13 protein-coding genes are annotated in these 17158 nt (G+C 73.0%); 7 read left to right on the top strand and 6 right to left on the bottom strand.

The annotated features are described in order from the left end of the window. The first annotated feature begins 58 nt into the window (after positions 1 to 58). Both AC6EI4_RS02910 and AC6EI4_RS02905 read left to right on the top strand, forming a co-directional pair. Positions 59 to 667, top strand: a complete 609-nt coding sequence (locus AC6EI4_RS02910; protein WP_498450516.1) for a TetR-type transcription factor C-terminal domain-containing protein — start codon at positions 59 to 61, stop codon at positions 665 to 667. Positions 668 to 1150: 483 nt separating this feature from the next. Continuing rightward, a complete protein-coding gene (locus tag AC6EI4_RS02905) occupies positions 1151 to 1945 on the top strand; it encodes an MBL fold metallo-hydrolase (protein ID WP_498419924.1) in 795 nt (264 codons plus the stop codon). A gap of 32 nt (positions 1946 to 1977) precedes the next feature. On the opposite strand, the gene AC6EI4_RS02900 is transcribed toward AC6EI4_RS02905, so the two are convergent. Further along, on the bottom strand, positions 1978 to 3642 hold the full coding sequence (locus AC6EI4_RS02900) for an AMP-binding protein (RefSeq protein ID WP_498450515.1): 1665 nt from the start codon (positions 3640 to 3642) through the stop codon (positions 1978 to 1980). 160 nt (positions 3643 to 3802) lie between these two features. Here AC6EI4_RS02900 and AC6EI4_RS02895 point away from each other — a divergent pair, with 160 nt between their 5' ends. Continuing rightward, a complete protein-coding gene (locus tag AC6EI4_RS02895) occupies positions 3803 to 5383 on the top strand; it encodes an SDR family NAD(P)-dependent oxidoreductase (RefSeq protein WP_498450514.1) in 1581 nt (526 codons plus the stop codon). Between the two features lie 52 nt (positions 5384 to 5435). Continuing rightward, positions 5436 to 5966, top strand: a complete 531-nt coding sequence (locus AC6EI4_RS02890) for a hypothetical protein (RefSeq protein ID WP_498419930.1) — start codon at positions 5436 to 5438, stop codon at positions 5964 to 5966. Positions 5967 to 6227: 261 nt separating this feature from the next. Here the strand turns inward: AC6EI4_RS02890 and AC6EI4_RS02885 are convergent, their stop codons facing one another. The 3 genes from AC6EI4_RS02885 to AC6EI4_RS02875 form a co-directional block, all read right to left on the bottom strand. After that, complete coding sequence (locus tag AC6EI4_RS02885; protein ID WP_498450513.1) at positions 6228 to 6815, bottom strand: YdeI/OmpD-associated family protein; 588 nt, start codon at positions 6813 to 6815, stop codon at positions 6228 to 6230. 103 nt (positions 6816 to 6918) lie between these two features. Then, on the bottom strand, positions 6919 to 8208 hold the full coding sequence (locus AC6EI4_RS02880) for an MFS transporter (protein ID WP_498450512.1): 1290 nt from the start codon (positions 8206 to 8208) through the stop codon (positions 6919 to 6921). Between the two features lie 167 nt (positions 8209 to 8375). Continuing rightward, entirely contained in the window at positions 8376 to 10238 is a 1863-nt protein-coding gene (locus AC6EI4_RS02875; protein WP_498450511.1) for a carbohydrate-binding domain-containing protein, read from the bottom strand. Positions 10239 to 10520: 282 nt separating this feature from the next. On the opposite strand from AC6EI4_RS02875, the gene AC6EI4_RS02870 reads away from it, so the two are divergent. The 3 genes from AC6EI4_RS02870 to AC6EI4_RS02860 all read left to right on the top strand — a co-directional run bounded on the left by AC6EI4_RS02870 (position 10521) and on the right by AC6EI4_RS02860 (position 13591). Further along, complete coding sequence (locus AC6EI4_RS02870; protein ID WP_498450510.1) at positions 10521 to 11702, top strand: carbohydrate kinase; 1182 nt, start codon at positions 10521 to 10523, stop codon at positions 11700 to 11702. Beyond that, complete coding sequence (locus tag AC6EI4_RS02865) at positions 11699 to 12631, top strand: pseudouridine-5'-phosphate glycosidase (protein WP_498450509.1); 933 nt, start codon at positions 11699 to 11701, stop codon at positions 12629 to 12631. Before AC6EI4_RS02870 ends, AC6EI4_RS02865 begins: the two co-directional genes overlap by 4 nt. A 129-nt stretch (positions 12632 to 12760) precedes the next feature. Further along, positions 12761 to 13591, top strand: coding sequence for a class I SAM-dependent methyltransferase (locus AC6EI4_RS02860; RefSeq protein WP_498419941.1), 831 nt, complete (start codon positions 12761 to 12763; stop codon positions 13589 to 13591). Positions 13592 to 13918: 327 nt separating this feature from the next. Here the strand turns inward: AC6EI4_RS02860 and AC6EI4_RS02855 are convergent, their stop codons facing one another. Together AC6EI4_RS02855 and AC6EI4_RS02850 are read right to left on the bottom strand one after the other, a co-directional pair. Further along, positions 13919 to 15478: an aldehyde dehydrogenase family protein gene (locus tag AC6EI4_RS02855; RefSeq protein ID WP_498450508.1), complete on the bottom strand. Its 1560-nt coding sequence runs from the start codon at positions 15476 to 15478 to the stop codon at positions 13919 to 13921. Beyond that, positions 15478 to 17073 (bottom strand): GMC family oxidoreductase, encoded by a 1596-nt coding sequence (locus tag AC6EI4_RS02850; protein ID WP_498419944.1) that lies wholly within the window; start codon positions 17071 to 17073, stop codon positions 15478 to 15480. The genes AC6EI4_RS02855 and AC6EI4_RS02850 overlap by 1 nt, the downstream gene beginning before the upstream one ends. Positions 17074 to 17158: the final 85 nt, after the last annotated feature.

Raw genomic sequence — 17158 nt, 5'->3', positions numbered from 1 at the left:
TGCCGCACCACCGAGTGCCCGTCAACCATCCCCGTCGCACCCCGAAGGGCCGCTCCCGATGACCGAGCCAGGCGCAGATCCGGCCCCCCGGCGGGCCGAGTCCACGCGCGCCCGACTGCTGGCGGCGGCCGTCGAGGCGTTCGCCGCGAAGGGATTCCACGCCACGACCACGCGCGATATCGCCGCGGCGGCGGGGATGAGCCCGGCCGCGCTCTACGTGCACCACAGCTCCAAGGAGGAGCTGCTCCACTTGATCTCGCGCCAGGGCCACCAGGCCACGCTGGCCCTGGTCCGCGAGGCGGTGGGCTCCTGCGAGGACCCCGTCGAGCAGCTGCAGCGGGTGGTGCGCTCGTTCGCCGTGCACCACGCGACGGGCCACACCGGTGCGCGGATCGTGAACTACGAGCTCGCGGCGCTCAGCCCCGAGCACCTCGCCGAGATCCGGGAGATCCGCCACCAGATCCAGGCGGAGATGCGCGCGCTGGTCGAGCGCGGGGTGCGCGCCGGGGTCTTCACGACCCCCTCGCCGCAGATGGCGGCGGTGGCCCTGCTCTCGCTGGGCATCGACATCGCGCGCTGGTACCGCGACGACGGGTCATGGTCGCCGCAGGACGTGGCCGACTTCTACGCCGACCTGGCGCTGCGCATCGTCGGCGTCAGCCGCTGAACCTGCGCCGGCAGACGCAGGGCACGGGCAGGGACGTCGTCGCCCTCCGCACTGCCCTCCGACGGCGTGCCTGCCGCACCGTCGTGCTCGACGGACTCCGGCTGCTGCCCGGTCGCCCGGCCACGCTCGATCAGCGCGCGCAGACGTCGCGGGTCATCTCGGGGACCGCCGGGGATCATCCTGCATCCCCGACGGTCCTCGACCCTGTCGGCCCCCCGGCCTTGATGCGTAGACGCATCGGTCCCTCCATATGCGTTTATCTCGCGCTCTCGGGCCCCCACGACCCATAGCCCCCACGGCTGCGCGATGGACTGACTGTAGCCAAGACTTTGCCCAGCGGAAGTTAAATAACACCCCCGTCCAGTCCGCGCCTTCGCAACAAATACCGAGCTGGTCCCGGCGGGCGGCAGGGCGGTCCCCGACGGCATGGTTCGGCCCCCCGGCGGGCACCTGCCTGGCACACCCGAGCCGGAGGAGGGGGACGTGGCGACACCCGGGAGCCCGTCACTGGAGTTCGTCGGTACGGCGACCACGGTGCTGCGACTGGGCCCGTTCACGCTGCTGACCGACCCCAACTTCCTGCACCGCGGTCAGCGCGCCTACCTGGGCAAGGGGCTCTTCTCGAAGCGGGTGAGCGAGCCGTCGCTGCAGCCCGACGCGCTGCCCCACCTGGACGGCGTCGTCCTGTCCCACCTGCACGGGGACCACTTCGACCGCATCGCCCGCGAGCGGCTCGACCGCGACCTGCCGATCTGGACCACGCCGAAGGCCTCCGGGCGGCTGCGCGACTGGGGCTTCGTCTCCGCCGAGGCGATGGGCACCTGGGAGTCCACCACGCTGACCGCGGGGCAGGCCCGGCTCACGCTCACCGCCGTGCCCGGACAGCACGCCCCGGGCCCGCTGGACCGGATCTTCCCGCCGGTGATGGGGACGGTGCTCGAGCTCGAGGAGCGCGGGCGGACGTTCCGGCTCTACCTCAGCGGCGACACCCTGTACCGGCCGTGGCTGCGCGAGATCGTGGACCGCGCCGGGCCCCTGGACGCCGCCGTGGTGCACCTGGGCGGCACCCGGGCCCTCGGCGTGCTGGTGACCATGGACGGCGAGCAGGGCGCCGACCTGGTCCAGCTGCTCGCGCCCACGGTCACCGTGCCGGTCCACTTCGACGACTACACGGTCTTCCGCTCCCCGCTGGCCGACTTCCTGCGCGCCTGCACCGCGCGCGGCGTACCGTCCCAGGTCCGGCCGGTGGAGCGCGGACAGAGAATCTCGCTGACCTGACCCCGGGTCGCGGGAGGCGGGCGCTGCCCGGCTCAGCCGGCGATCAGCTGGGAGCGCCCCTGCTCGGCGAACTCGGCGCGCAGGGCCTCCACGCGCTCCCGGTCCAGGCGCACGTAGCCGTCCCGGGTCCGCTCGTAGACCGGCTCGTCGCCCTCCCAGAGCATCCGGCGCAGCCGGGGCTTGTCGACCTTGCGGGTCGCGGTGACCGGCAGGTCCTGGGTGATCCGGACCAGCTTGGGCGCCCACTTGGTGCCCAGGTCGGGCTGCTCGGCCAGGAAGGCCGCGAACCCGGCGGGATCGAAGTCCTCGGCGGGCATCTGCAGGGTGGCCATCACCTGGTCGCCGGTGTGCGGGTCGGGCACCGGGTAGACCGCGGCGACCGCCACCCCCGGGTAGCGGCTCACGATGCGCTCGATCGGCGCGGCGGCGAAGTTCTCGGAGTCGACGCGCAGCCAGTCCGCCGTACGTCCGGCGAACCAGAAGAACCCGCGCTCGTCCTTATAGGCCAGGTCGCCGGTGTAGAAGTCGCCGTCGCGCAGCTTCTCTGCGCTCGCCTGGGGGTTGTTGTAGTAGCCCTCGAACTTGGCGGCCGCGCCACGGGAGACGATCTCGCCGATCGCCTCCTCGGGGTTGACCATCACGCCGTTGTCGTCGAAGCGGGCCGGCGGGCAGATCTCGCCGGCGCCGTTGACGATCTCGGGGAAGTGCCCCTGCTGGGGAAGGCCGAGCGCCCCGTCGGGTGTGTCCGGGGTGGCGATGATGTAGCAGGTGCCCTCCGAGGAGCCGTAGGACTCGAACAGGTCGCAGCCGAAGCGGCGCTTGAACTCCGAGCGGTCGCGCGAGGAGGCCTCGGTGCCGAAGCCGAACCGGAGTCGGTTCTCGGACTCGCCGGGCACCTCGGGCTGGGCGAGCACGTAGGCCAGCGAGCGGCCGACGTAGTTGAAGAACGTCGCGCCGAAGCGCTGGATGTCGGGCAGGAAGCCGGAGGCGGAGAACTTGCGGCGCATCGCGTACGCCGCGCCGGAGTTGAGGCAGGGGCCGAACGCGCCCATCAGCGCGTTGCCGTGGAACAGCGGCATCGCGTTGTAGGCGACGTCGTCGGGGCCGAACTCGATCGGGTTGACCTGGCAGATGAAGGCCCACCGGCCGGTGGAGCAGATCACCGCCTTCGGGGCGCCGGTGGAGCCGGAGGTGAACAGCAGCAGCAGCGTGGTGCGCGGGTCGAGACCCTGCGGGGTCGCCGCGACCGGGGCGTCGCCGTGCGCGGCGAGCAGGGCGGCATACTCCTCGCCGTCGGCGGCGATCACCTGCTCGGCGCCGTGCTCGAGGCCCACGATCAGGTCGCCGTACGCCGGGGCGGTGATGATCACCTGGCAGTCCGTGGCGCGGATGTCGGCAGCCAGCTCCGCGCCCCGGCGGGTCGGGTTGATGCCCACCAGCGTCGCGCCGCTGAGCGCGGCGCCGGCGATCAGGAACAGGTACTCGGGGGTGTTGTCGAGCAGCACCCCGACGTGCCAGGGGCCCTCGGCGGGACGCAGCTCCTGCAGGACCGCCGACCGCACGGCGCCCTCGGCGACGAACTCGCGCCACGTCCACCGCTGGTCCTCGAAGAGCAGGGCGGTGTTGTCGTCCTCGGCACGGTTGAGCAGGAGCTCGGCGATCGTGGCGTAGGGAACGGCGGGCGAGGGCGTGGTCATCGGGGCGGTCTTCTCCTCAGTCGCGAGCTTCTCTCACCCCGCAGGATCGCCGGTCCACGCGCTCGCGCGCGTGAGGTGTCTCACCCAGCGGGGCCTGGGGCGCCTGCGGGCGGGGCCCGGCGATCCGGGGTGCGCACCCGAGAGCCCCTACCATCGGGCGGTGCCCCCGCAAGACGTGCCTGCCTCGCCCGACTCCAGCCACCCCGAGCTGGACCGCCTCGACCCCGACGAGCTGGCCACGGCCGTGAAGGTGCTCGGCCAGCTGCACCGGCTGCCCGACGACCACCCGGACGTGACGACGGTCAAGCACGCCGCCTCGCACATGTACAAGGCGCTCAAGCGCACCCGGCGCGAGCGCAAGCGGGCCGCCGAGGCCGCCGCGGACCGCGCCGTCATCGAGGCCACCGCGACCGGCTCGCCGATGCGCATCGACGACGAGACCAAGGGCATCCCGCTGGTCTCCGGCACGACCGGCGCCTTCGCCGGCGAGCTGCTCAAGCCGCGTGGGTGCTACATCTGCAAGAGCGACTACACGCTGGTCGACGGCTTCTACCACTGGCTGTGCCCCTCCTGCGCGGCGATGTCGCACACCAAGCGCGACCAGCGCACCGACCTCACCGGGCGCCGTGCCCTGCTGACCGGTGGCCGCGCCAAGATCGGGATGTACATCGCGCTGCGGCTGCTGCGCGACGGGGCGCACCTGACCCTGACCACGCGCTTCCCCAAGGACGCCGTACGCCGCTTCTCCGAGCTCGAGGACAGCGCCGAGTGGCTGCACCGGCTCAAGATCGTCGGCATCGACCTGCGCGACCCCACCCAGGTGATCGCGCTGGCCGACGACGTCGCCGCCGCGGGACCGCTGGACATCCTGATCAACAACGCCGCCCAGACCGTGCGCCGCTCGCCGGGCGCCTACAGCCAGCTGGTGGAGATGGAGTCGGCGCCGCTGCCGACCGACCGGGCGCTGCCCGAGATGGTCAGCTTCGACCGGATCAGCGAGGCGCACCCGGCCGCGATCGCCGGCACCCTGGCCCAGCACGCCGTCGCCCACCAGGCGCTCGAGGTCGCCGCCGACCAGGTCGGTGGGGTCGCGGCGGGAGGGGCCGAGGTGGTCGAGGCCGCCCAGGAGCTGACCCGCTCCGCGGCCGCGATGACCGCGCTGGCGCTCACCGCCGGCAACGCCAGCCTGGAGGCGCACCTGGCCGGTACGGCGGTCGACGCCGGCGGCCTGCTGCCGGACCTGCAGTCGGTGAACTCCTGGACCAAGGTCGTCGACGAGGTCGACCCGCTGGAGCTGCTCGAGGTCCAGCTGTGCAACTCGACCGCGCCGTTCCTGCTGATCTCCCGGCTGCGCGCGTCGATGCGGGCCGCGGTCCAGCAGGGCGCGCGTCGCGCCTACGTCGTGAACGTCTCGGCGATGGAGGGCCAGTTCTCGCGGCGCTACAAGGGCCCCGGTCACCCGCACACCAACATGGCCAAGGCCGCGCTCAACATGCTCACCCGGACCAGCGCCGGGGAGATGTTCGAGACCGACCGGATCCTGATGACCGCCGTCGACACCGGCTGGATCACCGACGAGCGGCCGCACCAGGACAAGCTGCGGATCGCCGCCGAGGGCTGGCACGCCCCCCTGGACCTGGTCGACGGCGCCGCCCGCGTCTACGACCCGATCGTGCGCGGGGAGGCCGGCGAGGACCTGCTCGGCTGCTTCCTGAAGGACTTCGAGCCCAGCCCCTGGTGAACCACCCGGGCCCCTCTCCGACGGCTGTCCGCGGGGAGGGGACAATGGTGGAGTGGCCAACCAGACCGGACCGAGCAGCGCCGTACGGATGACCCCCGAAGGGCTTCTGGTCGCCGGAGCGGCCGGCCGTTTCTATGCCATCAGCGCCGCCGGGCTCGCCGCCGGACTCGCCGGCGCGGTGACCGGTGGCCTGGCGCTGCGGCGCGGCGAGCTCGTCGGCATCACCTCCCCGTGGCTCCCGGCGATCGTCACCCTGGTCTCCCTGCTGCTGGTCGGCGTGGTCGTGGGTCGCCTGATCCGGCTGCCCCGCGGACCGCACCTCCTGCTCACCCCGACCACGCTCGTCTACCGCGGCGGCTTCGCCCGCGGCGACCTGGCCTGGGACGACATCAGCGCCGTCCAGCTGGTCCCCGGCGGCCTCCCCCAGCTGCAGGTCCGCACCGCCGACACCGAGATCGACATCCCCCAACTGGAGATGCAGCTCCCGCTGGAGGTGCTCGCCAAGCGGCTCGCGCACTACGCCCAGAAGCCGTCGGCGCGCCAGGAGCTGGCCGGCGGCGCGGTCCCCGCGCGCTGGCGCTGACACCGCCGTACCCCCGGCGCACGACGCCGTACGCCGACGCCGAAAGGCCGCGAAAAGACCGCCGTTTGGTCCCCAACGGACGAGAATCGGCCCTCCCACCTGCCGTTTCTGACCAATCGGCGCCGACCTCACGCCCCACGCCCGCCCAACGGCCAGATCCCAGCGCCTCAAGGCCACCGTTTGGTCCCCAACGGATCAGAAACGGCCCACCGACCCGCCGTCTCTGACCAATCGGCACCCCACCAGCCGTACGGCCGCCCCTCAGCCCGGCCGGCGCTTCTGCGGGTACGGCGTCTCGTGGCGGGCGAGCGCCTCGACGTACCGCGCGATCCGGCGCGACCGGGTCTCCGCGCGCTTGGCGCCGGTGACGCCCCCGAGGATCGCGGCGCGGTTGGTCTTCGTCAGCGCGCCGAACATCTCCAGCGCGGCCGGTGCCGCCGCCAGCGCCGCGGCGAGGTCGTCGGGGACCACCGGATGCTCGTCGAGCGCAGCCTCCCAGCGGCCGTCGGCCCGGGCGGCGCTCACCGCCTCCCGCCCGGCCGGGGTCATCCGGCCCTCGCGCTCGAGCCGCTCCACCCGCGCGACGTTGCTGGCCGACCAGACGCTGCCGCGCCGGCGCCGGGTCATCCGCTGCAGTCGCGACCCTGCGTCGCGGCGGCGGGCCTGCCCGTCGATCCAGCCGAAGCACAGCGCCTCCTGGACCGCCGCCTCGTAGGTGAGCGCGGTGACCTCGCCGCCGCTCTTGTGCAGCACCAGCCAGACCCCCGGGGACTCGGCATGGTGCTGGACCAGCCAGGAACGCCACGCGGCGGCGTCCGGCACCAGCAGTTCGGGGAGCTCGGCGGCCACAGATCACTTCCCACGGAGGAGTACGGGCTCCCATCACAGCAGATCCGCACGACCACGTCACCGCACGACCACGTCACCGCCGAATGCCGCACCTCCTCACGCGTCACGGCTGGACGGTTGGCCCCTGGCGGATCCGGTAGCGCACGAACGCCGGTACGGCGAGCGCGGCGAGCACGGTGCCGACCACGACCAGCACGCCTCCACCGGCGGCAGCGGTCGCCGTACCCACCATCGCCGCGGCCCCGCCGTGGGCCACGTCGGCGAGCCGGGGCCCGCCGGCCACGACGACGATGAAAACGCCCTGCAGCCGGCCGCGCACCTCGTCGGCGGCTGCACTCTGCAACATGCTGGTGCGGAACGCGGCGGAGACCATGTCGGCGCCACCGCCGATGGCGAGCATCACCACCGCGACCACCAGCATCGGCCCAGCGGCGCCGTCGACCCCGCCCGCGATCCCGGTCGCCACGCCGAAGCCGACGATGGCGACGCCCCAGACCAGGATCGCGACGATCACCGCGAGTCCCTGGCGCTGCACCCGGGAGACCCAGCCGGAGAAGATGCCGCCGAGCACGGCACCGGCCGGGATCGCGGCGAACAGCAGCGCGAACGCCAAACCGCCGCCCTCGGGGCCGCCGAAGCTGTCGTGCGCGATCTCGGGGAACAGCGCGCGCGGCATCCCGAACAGCATCGCGATGATGTCGACGACGAACGACATCATCAGCACCGGGTGCCCGCGCAGGTACAGCAGGCCGTCGAGCACCGAGCGGATCCCGGGCGTCCCGACGACGCCCTCCACGGTGAGCCTCGGCAGCCGGACCACGGCGCTCAGCGTCGCGAAGAGCGTGACGGTGTCGATCAGGTAGAGCCACGAGAACCCGACGATCGGGATCAGCACACCGCCCACCAGCGGCCCCGCGATCGCCCCGGCCTGGAAGACCGTCATGTTCAGGGAGTTGGCCGCCGGCAGCAGGTCGGCGGGCAGCAGCTTGGGCAGTACGGCGCTGCGGGTGGGCTGGTTGACCGCGAAGAACGCCTGCTGGACCGAGAAGAGCCCGAGCAGGAACCAGACATTCGTGGAGCCGGCCGCGGCCTGGGCCCAGAACAGCGCGCTGGTCGCGATCAGGCCGCCGGTCGTGACGATCAGCAGCGTGCGCCGGTCCATGGCGTCGGCCAGCGCCCCGCCCCACAGCCCGAACACGACGAGCGGCACCAGGCCGAAGACGCCGGTCAGCCCGACGTACGCCGAGGAGCCGGTCTCGGCATAGATCTGGGCCGGTACCGCGACGACGGTGAGCTGAGCCCCGATGACCGTGATGATGTTGGCCAGCCAGAGCCGGCGGAAGTGGTCGTTGCGCAGCGGCCGGGTGTCGGCGACGAGACCCGAGAGACGCACCGCCACCCTCCTTGTCCGGTCGGCCTCGACCTGAGTCAGCCCGGGTCAGCCCCGGGTCGGCATCGCCCTGGTCGCCACCGGGGAGGCGACCGGGCGGGGCGACGTTACTACCTCGCCCCGCCCGCGCTGCGTGATTCGTCCGAGGATTCCTCGCTGGATCGCACGGGTCAGCCCGCGGAGCCCTCCGGCGGCATCGGACGCTCACCCTTGGAGCCCTCGGGCGGCATCGGACGCTCACCCTCGGCCCCCTCCGGCGGCATCGGACGCTCACCCTCGGCCCCCTCCGGCGGCTCCGGACGCTCACCGTCGGAGCCCTCCGGCCGGGTGCCACCCGAGCCGCCCGGTCCGCCTCGGCCGCCGGCGCCCTCACCGGCGGTCACGGTGGCGACCTCCTCGCCGCCGACCTGCACGGCGTACTCCTCGCCGTCCACGATCGCGTCGTCGCTGACGACCAGCGCCGCGGCCTCCTTGGCGAGGGTGCGGCTGGCGACCTGCTCGCCGTCCGCGCCGACGATGCTGACCTCCGCGCCGGCCGCGAGCGGGGTGTCGAGGCGCACGGAGACGAAGCCCTGCTCCGACTCCTCCACCGGCGCCACGGGCATGCCCGCACTGCCGGCCGCCACCAGCGTCCCGCCGTCGACGGTGAGTGTCCCGTCCACGTCGAGCGCGCCCTCCATCTCCACGGTGGGCCCGTCCACCAGCACGGTGCCCCCGGTCATCGTCCACGAGCCGTTGACGTCGATGCCGTCGCCGTCGGCGTTCACGCGGACGTCACCGCCGGTGATCGAGAGCCAGCGGTTCTCGCTGTCGCCGGAGACGTTGATGCCGTCGTCGCTGGCGCGGACGTCGACGGTGCCGCCGGCCAGGGTCATCTGCGCGGCCTCCAGCCCCTCCACGGAGGTGGTCACGGTGAGCGACCCGTCGCTGACGGTGAGGTCCTCCTCGGCGTGCACGGCGTCGTCGCCGGCCGCGAGCTGGGCCGTCCCGCCGGTCACCGAGACCACGCTGTCGCTATGCAGAGCGTCCTCGGCGGCGTTCAGGGTCAGCGCACCACCCGAGACCACGGTGAGGACACCGGCCTTGATCGCCTTCGCCGAGGCGTCCTCGGCGACCTCGGCGCCGCTGCCCTGGCCGGCGGTGACCTGGAGGGTGCCCCCGGTGACGATGCTGTCGGTGGTCGCGGCGACGCCGTCGCCCCGCGCGTCGACGACGACGTTGCCGCCGGTGAGCGCGACGTAGCCGGCGTCCGGGTCCTCGTCGTTGTCCGACACGAGCCCGTCGCCGCCCGCGGTCACGGCGAGGGTGCCGTCCTCGACGCGCAGGTAGTCCTTGCCGCGGACCCCGTCGGCGGCGGCCTGCACGGTGATCTGGGCGCCGTCCACGACCAGGCCGTCCGTGCTGACGATCGCGTCGGTGGCCATGCCCTCGACGCTGAGCGAGCCCGCACCGGTGAGGGTCAGGTCGGCCCTCGAGAAGAGCGTGGCGGTGGGTGCGTCGCTCTGCTCGTCGTCGGCTGCGGAGGCGGTGGAGTCGCTGAGGTGGTTCTGGGTCCCTTCGGCGAGTACGACGACCGCCTCCTCGGCCTCCTCGACCACGAGCGGGGAGGTGGAGGTGGAGGTCAGGTCCACGCCGTCGAGGACCAGCACGACCTGCCCCTCGTCCGGGCTGTCGACGACCACCTGGCCGTCGCTCAGCGTCCCGCTGAGGCGGTACGTCCCCGCCGCCGAGATCGTGACCACGTCGCCGTCGACCTGGACGCCCGCGGCGGCGTCGGCCACGGAGCTCGCCCCGTCGGCCAGGGTGACGGCGACGGCGCCGCTCTCGTCGATCTTCGAGTCGTCCGCCGCATGGCTCTCGGCGTTGGCCTCGAGCGCCTCCTCACCGGTCGTGCCCGCGCCGGCGACCCGGCCGGCGCCGACGCCGCCACCGGCGTCGGGGTCGCGGTCCGTGTCGTCGTCGCCGCCGCAGCCGGCCAGCGCGGCCAGCGCAGCCGTGGCGGCGAGGGTGGAGGCCAGGGTGCGTCTGAACATAGGTGCTTCCTTCCGTGGATCAGGGGGTCGCCCGAGTCGGCGGCGCCGCTACGTCCCGGTCGCCGACGTTGACGCAGCGGAAGGCGACCACCAGGTCGGCGGCGACCATGGGCAGCTGGGACATCGAGCCTCCGGTGAGCGGGTGCTGCCCCCATTACCGGCGACCGCGCTGGGGCGACGCTTTGCTGGGCCTGTGCGTCACCTGTGAGGCCGGTCGCGGCGCGAGAAGTCGCGCGGCGTGCCGCTTGCTAACTTTAATAAAGATCCTTTACGTTAGTAAGCGTGAACCTCACTGAGCGCGAGCGCGAGATCGTCGGCCTGCTGCGTCGTCAGCCGACGATCGACTCGGAGTCCATCGCGCAGGCGCTGGGCACCACCCGCACGGCCGTCAACGTCCACCTGTCCAACCTGGGCAAGAAGGGCGTGATCCTGGGGCGCGGCTACGTCCTCAGCGAGCAGCCCGGCGTGGTCGTCATCGGCGGCGCCAACGTCGACATCAAGGCGCGCAGCACGGTGACCGCGGCCCTGGGCACCTCCAACCCGGGGACCGGCTCGATGGCTCCCGGCGGCGTGGGCCGCAACATCGCCGAGAACCTGGCGCGCCTGGGCACCCGCACCCACCTGGTGGCCGCGATCGGCAGCGACGCCCTCGGCGACTCCCTGCTCAGCTCGACCTCGGCCGCCGGCGTCCACGTCGAGCACGTACGGCGCTGGCCCGGCGCCACCGGCACCTACACCGCCGTCCTCGACGCCGACGGCGAGCTGCTCGTCGCGGTCGCCGACATGGCCGCCACCGACCAGCTCAGCGTCGAGCAGGTCAACGCCGCCCGGGACCTGCTCGCCGCCGCCGGCCTCGTCGTACTGGACGGCAACCTGTCGCGTCCCACCCTGACCCACGCGCTCGACCTGGCCACCGCCGCCGGATGCCGGGTCGTCCTGGACCCGGTGAGCGCGCCGAAGGCACGCCTCGTCGCGCCGCTCCTGGGTCCCGACCGGCCCCTCTACGCCGCCACCCCCAACCGCGACGAGCTCGCGGCGCTCACCGGCCTGGCCACCGTCACCGACGACGACCTGCTGCGTGCGGCCCGGGCCCTGCACGAGCGTGGGGTCGAGATCGCCTGGGTCCGTCTGGGTGAGCGCGGCTCGCTGCTGAGCCGGGCCGACGGCCACGAGTTCCTCGACGCCGTGCCCGCCGAGCGGGTCGAGGACGTCACCGGCGCCGGCGACTCCGGCCTCGCCGCCTTCTGCCACGCCCTGCTCGAGGGCGACGACCCCACCCACGCGGCGCGCTTCGGCCACGCCGCGTCCGCGCTGACCATCGCCAGCAGCGACACCGTCCGTCCCGACCTCACCGCCCGCCTGGTGTCCCAGTGCCTGGCGAGCGCCCCCGAGTCCCCTACCTCCGCACCCCACACCTCCGCCCCCAACACCTCCGTCACCACCCAGCCCAGGAGCCCCCGATGACCCTCCCCACCCCCCACCCCGCGCTCACCCTCACCGCCGAGGTCGAGCAGGCCCTGCGCGACCGGGCCCCGGTGGTGGCGCTCGAGAGCACGATCATCAGCCACGGCATGCCCTACCCGCAGAACGTCGAGATGGCGCTCGAGGTGGAGCAGATCATCCGCGACCTCGGCGCCGTGCCCGCGACCATCGCGGTGCTCAACGGCCAGGCCCGCATCGGCCTGGACGCCGAGAGCCTCGAGCTGCTGGCCTCCGACGAGCACGTGCTCAAGGTGAGCGTGCGCGACCTCGGCTACGTGATGGCCCGTGGCCTGCACGGCGCCACCACCGTCGCCTCGACGATGCGGCTCGCGTCGCTGGCCGGGATCCGCACCTTCGTCACCGGCGGGCTCGGCGGAGTACACCGCGGGGCGGCGCACTCCTTCGACATCAGCGCCGACGTCACCGAGCTCGGCCAGACGGACGTCGCGGTGATCTCCGCCGGCGTGAAGTCGATCCTCGACATCGGGCTCACCCTGGAGAAGCTGGAGACGCTGGGCGTCCCGGTCCTGGTCAACGGCACCGACGAGTTCCCGTCGTTCTACTCGCGTCGCAGCCCGTTCGCCGCGCCGCTGCGTGTCGACGGCGCCGCCGAGATCGCCGCGGTGATGGACGCCAAGTGGAGCCTCGGCCTGAACGGCGCCGTCGTGGTCGCCAACCCGATCCCCGAGGCCGACGAGATCCCGGCCGACGAGATCGGCGAGATCATCGAGCAGGCCCTGGCCGACATGGACTCCCTCGGCATCCGCGGCAAGGACGCCACGCCGTACCTCCTGGGCCGGATCGTGGAGATCACCGGCGGTGCCAGCCTGACCGCCAACATCGCACTGGTGCGCAGCAACGCCCGCCTCGGCGCCGAGGTGGCCCAGGAGTTCGCGAAGATCGGGGCCTGAGGCCCGCGCCCGGTGCCTCGGGGCACCGGGCACCACGCGCGACCCTTGTCGGGGCCAGCGCGGCGGAGCAGACTCGAAGGTGACGGTGCAGAGACGACTCCGCCTTCGGTAGACCCGCACAAGGACGTCATGAACCACTCGATCAGGGCCCGACAACGCGACCGATACCTCCAGGCGCGTCAGCGGATGTGGGCGCTGGGCGACTTCCCCAGCGTGGCGACCCAGTTCCTCCCCGAGCTCGGCGAGGCGTTGGTGCGCTACTGCGACGTCCGCACCGGGCTGCGGGTGCTCAACATCGGCGCGGGCGCCGGTACCGCCACCATCCCCGCGGCTCGTCTCGGTGCCGAGGTGACGGCCTCCGACCAGACGCCGGAGATGCTCGACGCGGCGCGCGTGTTCGCCGAGCGGGCCGGCCTGCGGGTGCGCTTCAAGGCCGCGGACGCCGAGGCGCTGCCCTTCGACGACGGCGCGTTCGACGTGGTGCTGTCCTGCCTTGGCGTCACCTTCGTCGCCGATCACCAGGCGGCGGCCGACGAGATGGTCCGGGTCTGCCGGCCCGGCGGGGTGCTGGGCGTCGTCAGCTGGACCCCCGAGGGGTTCTTCGGCCAGGTGATCGACGCGCTGCGCCAGAGCGTCAACACGCCGCAGACGGGCCGGTTCTCGCCGACTCTGTGGGGGACCGCCGAGCACGTGCGCGCGCTCTTCGGCGACGGGATCGACCAGCTCGAGACCGAGCCGCGCTCCCTGCGCACCTCCCGGTTCGAGGCCGGTGAGGAGTTCCGCGACTACTTCAAGACGCACGTGGGGCCGGCGATGTCCACCTACGAGACCATCGCCCACGACCCGGCCAAGGTCGCCGAGCTCGACGAGCGCCTGGCGGAGCTGGCCCTGCTCTTCGGCGCCGGAACCCCCCACGGCATGGAGTGGGAGTACCGCCTCCTGCGCGCCCGCCGCGCCTAACCCGCGCCGAGTCGGCGCGAACTCACACCCCCCGAGCGCCGAGTCGGCGCGAACTCACAGCTCTCAAGGGCCGAGTCGGCGCGAACTCACAGCCCTCAAGGGCCGAGTCGGCGTGAAGTCGCATCCTCCGAGGGCCGAGTCGGCGTGAAGTCGCATCCTCCGAGGGCCGAGTCGGCGGGAGGTTGCGCCGACTCGACCGCCCTGCGTCGGGAGGTTGCGCCGACTCGACCGCCGTACGGCGTGAACTCACGCCGACTCGACCGCCGTACGACGCGAACTCACGCCGACTCGACCGCCCTGCAGCGTGAGGTTGCGCCGACTCGCGGGTCAGCGGCGGATCAGGCGCAGCGGGCGGGTCAGGTCGCGGGCGCGCTTGGGGATCTGGCTGGCGCGGCCGTGCAGGGCGGTGATCAGGGTGACGAAGGTCTGGTCGACCTTCGCGGAGCGGTCGAAGGTGGTCAGGTTCATCACCGGCTTCATCCGCTGGCGGGCGACCGCCTTGGCGTAGGTGAACTCCTTGAGCCCCTCGGGGCCGTGGATGCGCCCGAAGCCGGAGTCGCCGACGCCGCCGAAGGGCAGGCCCGGGACACCGGCGAAGGAGATCACCGAGTTCACCGACGTCATCCCCGAGCGCAGCTTGCGGGCCAGCTCGGGGCCGCGCTTGGCCGAGAACACCGTCGACCCGAGGCCGTAGCGCCCGGCGTTGGCGAGCCGGACCGCCTCGTCCATGCTGGCGACCTTGTTCACCGTCACCGTCGGCCCGAACGTCTCCTCGGTGATGGCCAGCGAGTCCTCCGGCACATCGACGAGCACCGTCGGCTGGACGTAGCGCTCGCCGACCGCGCCGACCCCGCCGACCAGCGCCCGCGCACCCTTGGCCAGCGCGTCCTCGACGTGGCTGCGGATCACCTCGACCTGGCTGGGCATCGTCATCGGGCCGAACTTGGCCTCGGTGTCGGAGCCGGCATGGATCTCGCCGGCGCGCCGGGTGAGCTCGGCGAGGAAGTCGTCGTAGACCCGCTCGTGCACGTAGATCCGCTCCACCCCGATGCAGGTCTGCCCGGCGTTGGAGAAGGCACCCCAGGCGGCGGCGTCCGCAGCGGCAGCGACGTCGGCGTCCTCGTCGACCAGCAGCGCGTCCTTGCCGCCGGCCTCGATCAGCACCGGGGTGAGCCGCTCCGCGCAGGTCGCCATCACCTTCTTGCCCGTCGCGGTCGAGCCGGTGAAGGCCAGCTTGTCGATGTCGGAGCGACACAGCGCGGCGCCCGTCGCGCCGTACCCGATCACGGTCTGCAGCAGCGCCCGGTCTCCCACCACCTCGGCCAGGCTCTCGGCCAGCCAGACCCCGACGCCGGGGGTGAGCTCGCTGGGCTTGAAGACCACGGTGTTGCCGGCAGCCAGCGCGTAGGCGATCGAGCCGATCGGCGTGAAGACGGGGTAGTTCCACGGACCGATCACGCCGACCACGCCCAGCGGCAGGTTCTCCACCGTCGCCGCCTGGTTGGCCATCAGCAGCCCCGGCGAGACCCGCCGGCGACCGAGCACCTTCTCGGCGTGCGACCCGACCCAGGCGAGATGGTCGATGGCGAGGCCGATCTCGAGCGCGGCGTCGCCGTGCGGCTTGCCGGTCTCCTGGTGTACGACGTCCGCGAGCTGCCCCATCCGCCGGGTGATCACCCCGCGCCACTGGGCCAGCACCTCCTTGCGACCGTCGAAGCCGATGCCGCGCCACCAGCGGGCGGCCTCCCGGGCCCGGGCGACGGCCGCGTCCACCGCGGCCGCGTCGTCGACGGCGTAGACCCCGACCACGTCCCCGGTGGCCGGGTTGAGCGACTCGAGCTTGTCGGCCGACGGGGCGGTGGGGGCGTTGGTGACTGCTTCGGGCATCAGGTGGCCTTCCCGGCGCTGCGACCGCGGAGCAGGTCCGCCGCCTTCTCGCCGATCATGATGGTGGGGGCGTTGGTGTTGCCGCGCGGGACGGTCGGCATGACGCTGGCGTCGGCGACCCGCAGGCCCTCGACGCCGTGCACCCGCAGCTCGGGGTCGACGACCGCGTCCTCCCCGGTGCCCATCGCGCAGGTCCCGACCGGGTGGTAGAGCGTCTGGGTCTCGCGTCGCACCAGCTCGAGGATCTCGGCGTCGTCGGGCTCGCGCGAGGCGGGCATGAACGGCCGGTCGATCAGCCGCGCGAACGGGCCGGTGCGGGTGGTCTCCAGCAGCCGGCGCACCCCGCTGAGCATCGCGTCGAGGTCCACCGGGTCGTCGTAGTAGGCAGGGTCGATGTCGGGGTGCCAGCGCGGGTCGGTGGAGCGCAGCCGGAGCCGGCCGCGGCTGAACACGTCGACGACCGTGGCGGCCACCGTCACCTTGCGGGTCGTCGGCTCGTGCATCCCGTTGTCCCAGTAGCCGCTGGGCACGATGTGGGCCTGCAGGTCCGGCGCGGACAGGTCGTCGCGGCTGCGCCAGAACGCGCCGCCCTCCCCCACGTTGGAGACCAGCGGCCCGCTGCCGGTGAGCTTGGCGCGGGCGAGGTTGAGAAGGTTGTTGTGCTCGGCCAGGTCGGTGCTCTCCCGGGTGTGGAAGACCAGCGGCACGGCCGGGTGGTCGTGCAGGTTCTGGCCGACCCCGGGCAGGTCAGCGAGCACCTCGACGCCGACCTCGCGCAGGTGCGCGCCGGGTCCGATCCCGGACAGCATCAGCAGCTGCGGCGAGTTGACCGCGCCCCCGGCGAGCACCACCTCCGCCGCGGCGTACGCCGTGCGCGTCTCGGCGCCGGCCAGGTAGCTCACGCCGACCGCTCGGCCGCCCTCGAGCAGCACCCGCTCGGCCAGCGCACCGGTGCGCACCGTCAGGTTGGCCCGCTCCATGGCCGGCTCCAGGTAGGCCTTCGCGGTCGACCAGCGCCGGCCCTTGCGGCAGGTGACCTGGTAGAGCCCGGCCCCCTCCTGCTCGGCGCCGTTGAAGTCGTCGGTGGGCTTGAAGCCGCTCGCCACCGCCGACTCGACCCAGGCGAGGGTGAGCGGGTGGGTGTAGCGGCGGTCCTCGACGTGCAGCGGTCCGTCCTGGCCGTGGAAGGGCGCGCCGAGGCGCTGGTTGCCCTCGGCGCGGACGAAGTACGGCAGCACGTCCTCGTAGCCCCAGCCGCTCGCGCCGTGCTGGTCGCGCCAGGTGTCGTAGTCGGCGCGGTTGCCGCGGATGTAGATCATCGCGTTCATCGACGAGCAGCCGCCCAGCGCCTTCATCCGCGGCCAGTAGGCGCGCCGGCTGCCGAGCTGCTTCTGCTCGGAGGTCTGGTAGTTCCAGTCCCAGCGCGTCTTGAACAGGTTGGCGAAGGCGGCCGGCACCGAGATCTCGTCGGCGTCGGCGGGGCCGCCCGCCTCCAGCAGCAGCACCGAGGTCTGCGGATCCTCGCTGAGCCGCGCCGCGATCACCGCGCCCGCGCTGCCCGCCCCCACGATCACGTAGTCAAAGGTCTCGCGCACGCCCGCCTCCTTCGTCGGCAGGCCCGGCCGGGACCGCAGGAGTCGAACCTAGGTCGAAGTGGTCCGGCTCACAAGGCTCTGCTCA

The organism is Nocardioides sp. Z43_10 (genome assembly GCF_059766615.1).
The sequence above is the reverse complement of the archived record's forward strand: the minus strand, read 5'-3'. Positions and strand labels throughout refer to the sequence as shown.

Coding starts and splice junctions, on each gene's coding strand:
- AC6EI4_RS02855 (WP_498450508.1), bottom strand. CDS start 15,478: ATGCCCGAAGCAGTCACCAACGCCCCCACCGCCCCGTCGGCCGACAAG.
- AC6EI4_RS02900 (WP_498450515.1), bottom strand. CDS start 3,642: ATGACCACGCCCTCGCCCGCCGTTCCCTACGCCACGATCGCCGAGCTC.
- AC6EI4_RS02910 (WP_498450516.1), top strand. CDS start 59: ATGACCGAGCCAGGCGCAGATCCGGCCCCCCGGCGGGCCGAGTCCACG.
- AC6EI4_RS02865 (WP_498450509.1), top strand. CDS start 11,699: ATGACCCTCCCCACCCCCCACCCCGCGCTCACCCTCACCGCCGAGGTC.
- AC6EI4_RS02875 (WP_498450511.1), bottom strand. CDS start 10,238: ATGTTCAGACGCACCCTGGCCTCCACCCTCGCCGCCACGGCTGCGCTG.
- AC6EI4_RS02860 (WP_498419941.1), top strand. CDS start 12,761: ATGAACCACTCGATCAGGGCCCGACAACGCGACCGATACCTCCAGGCG.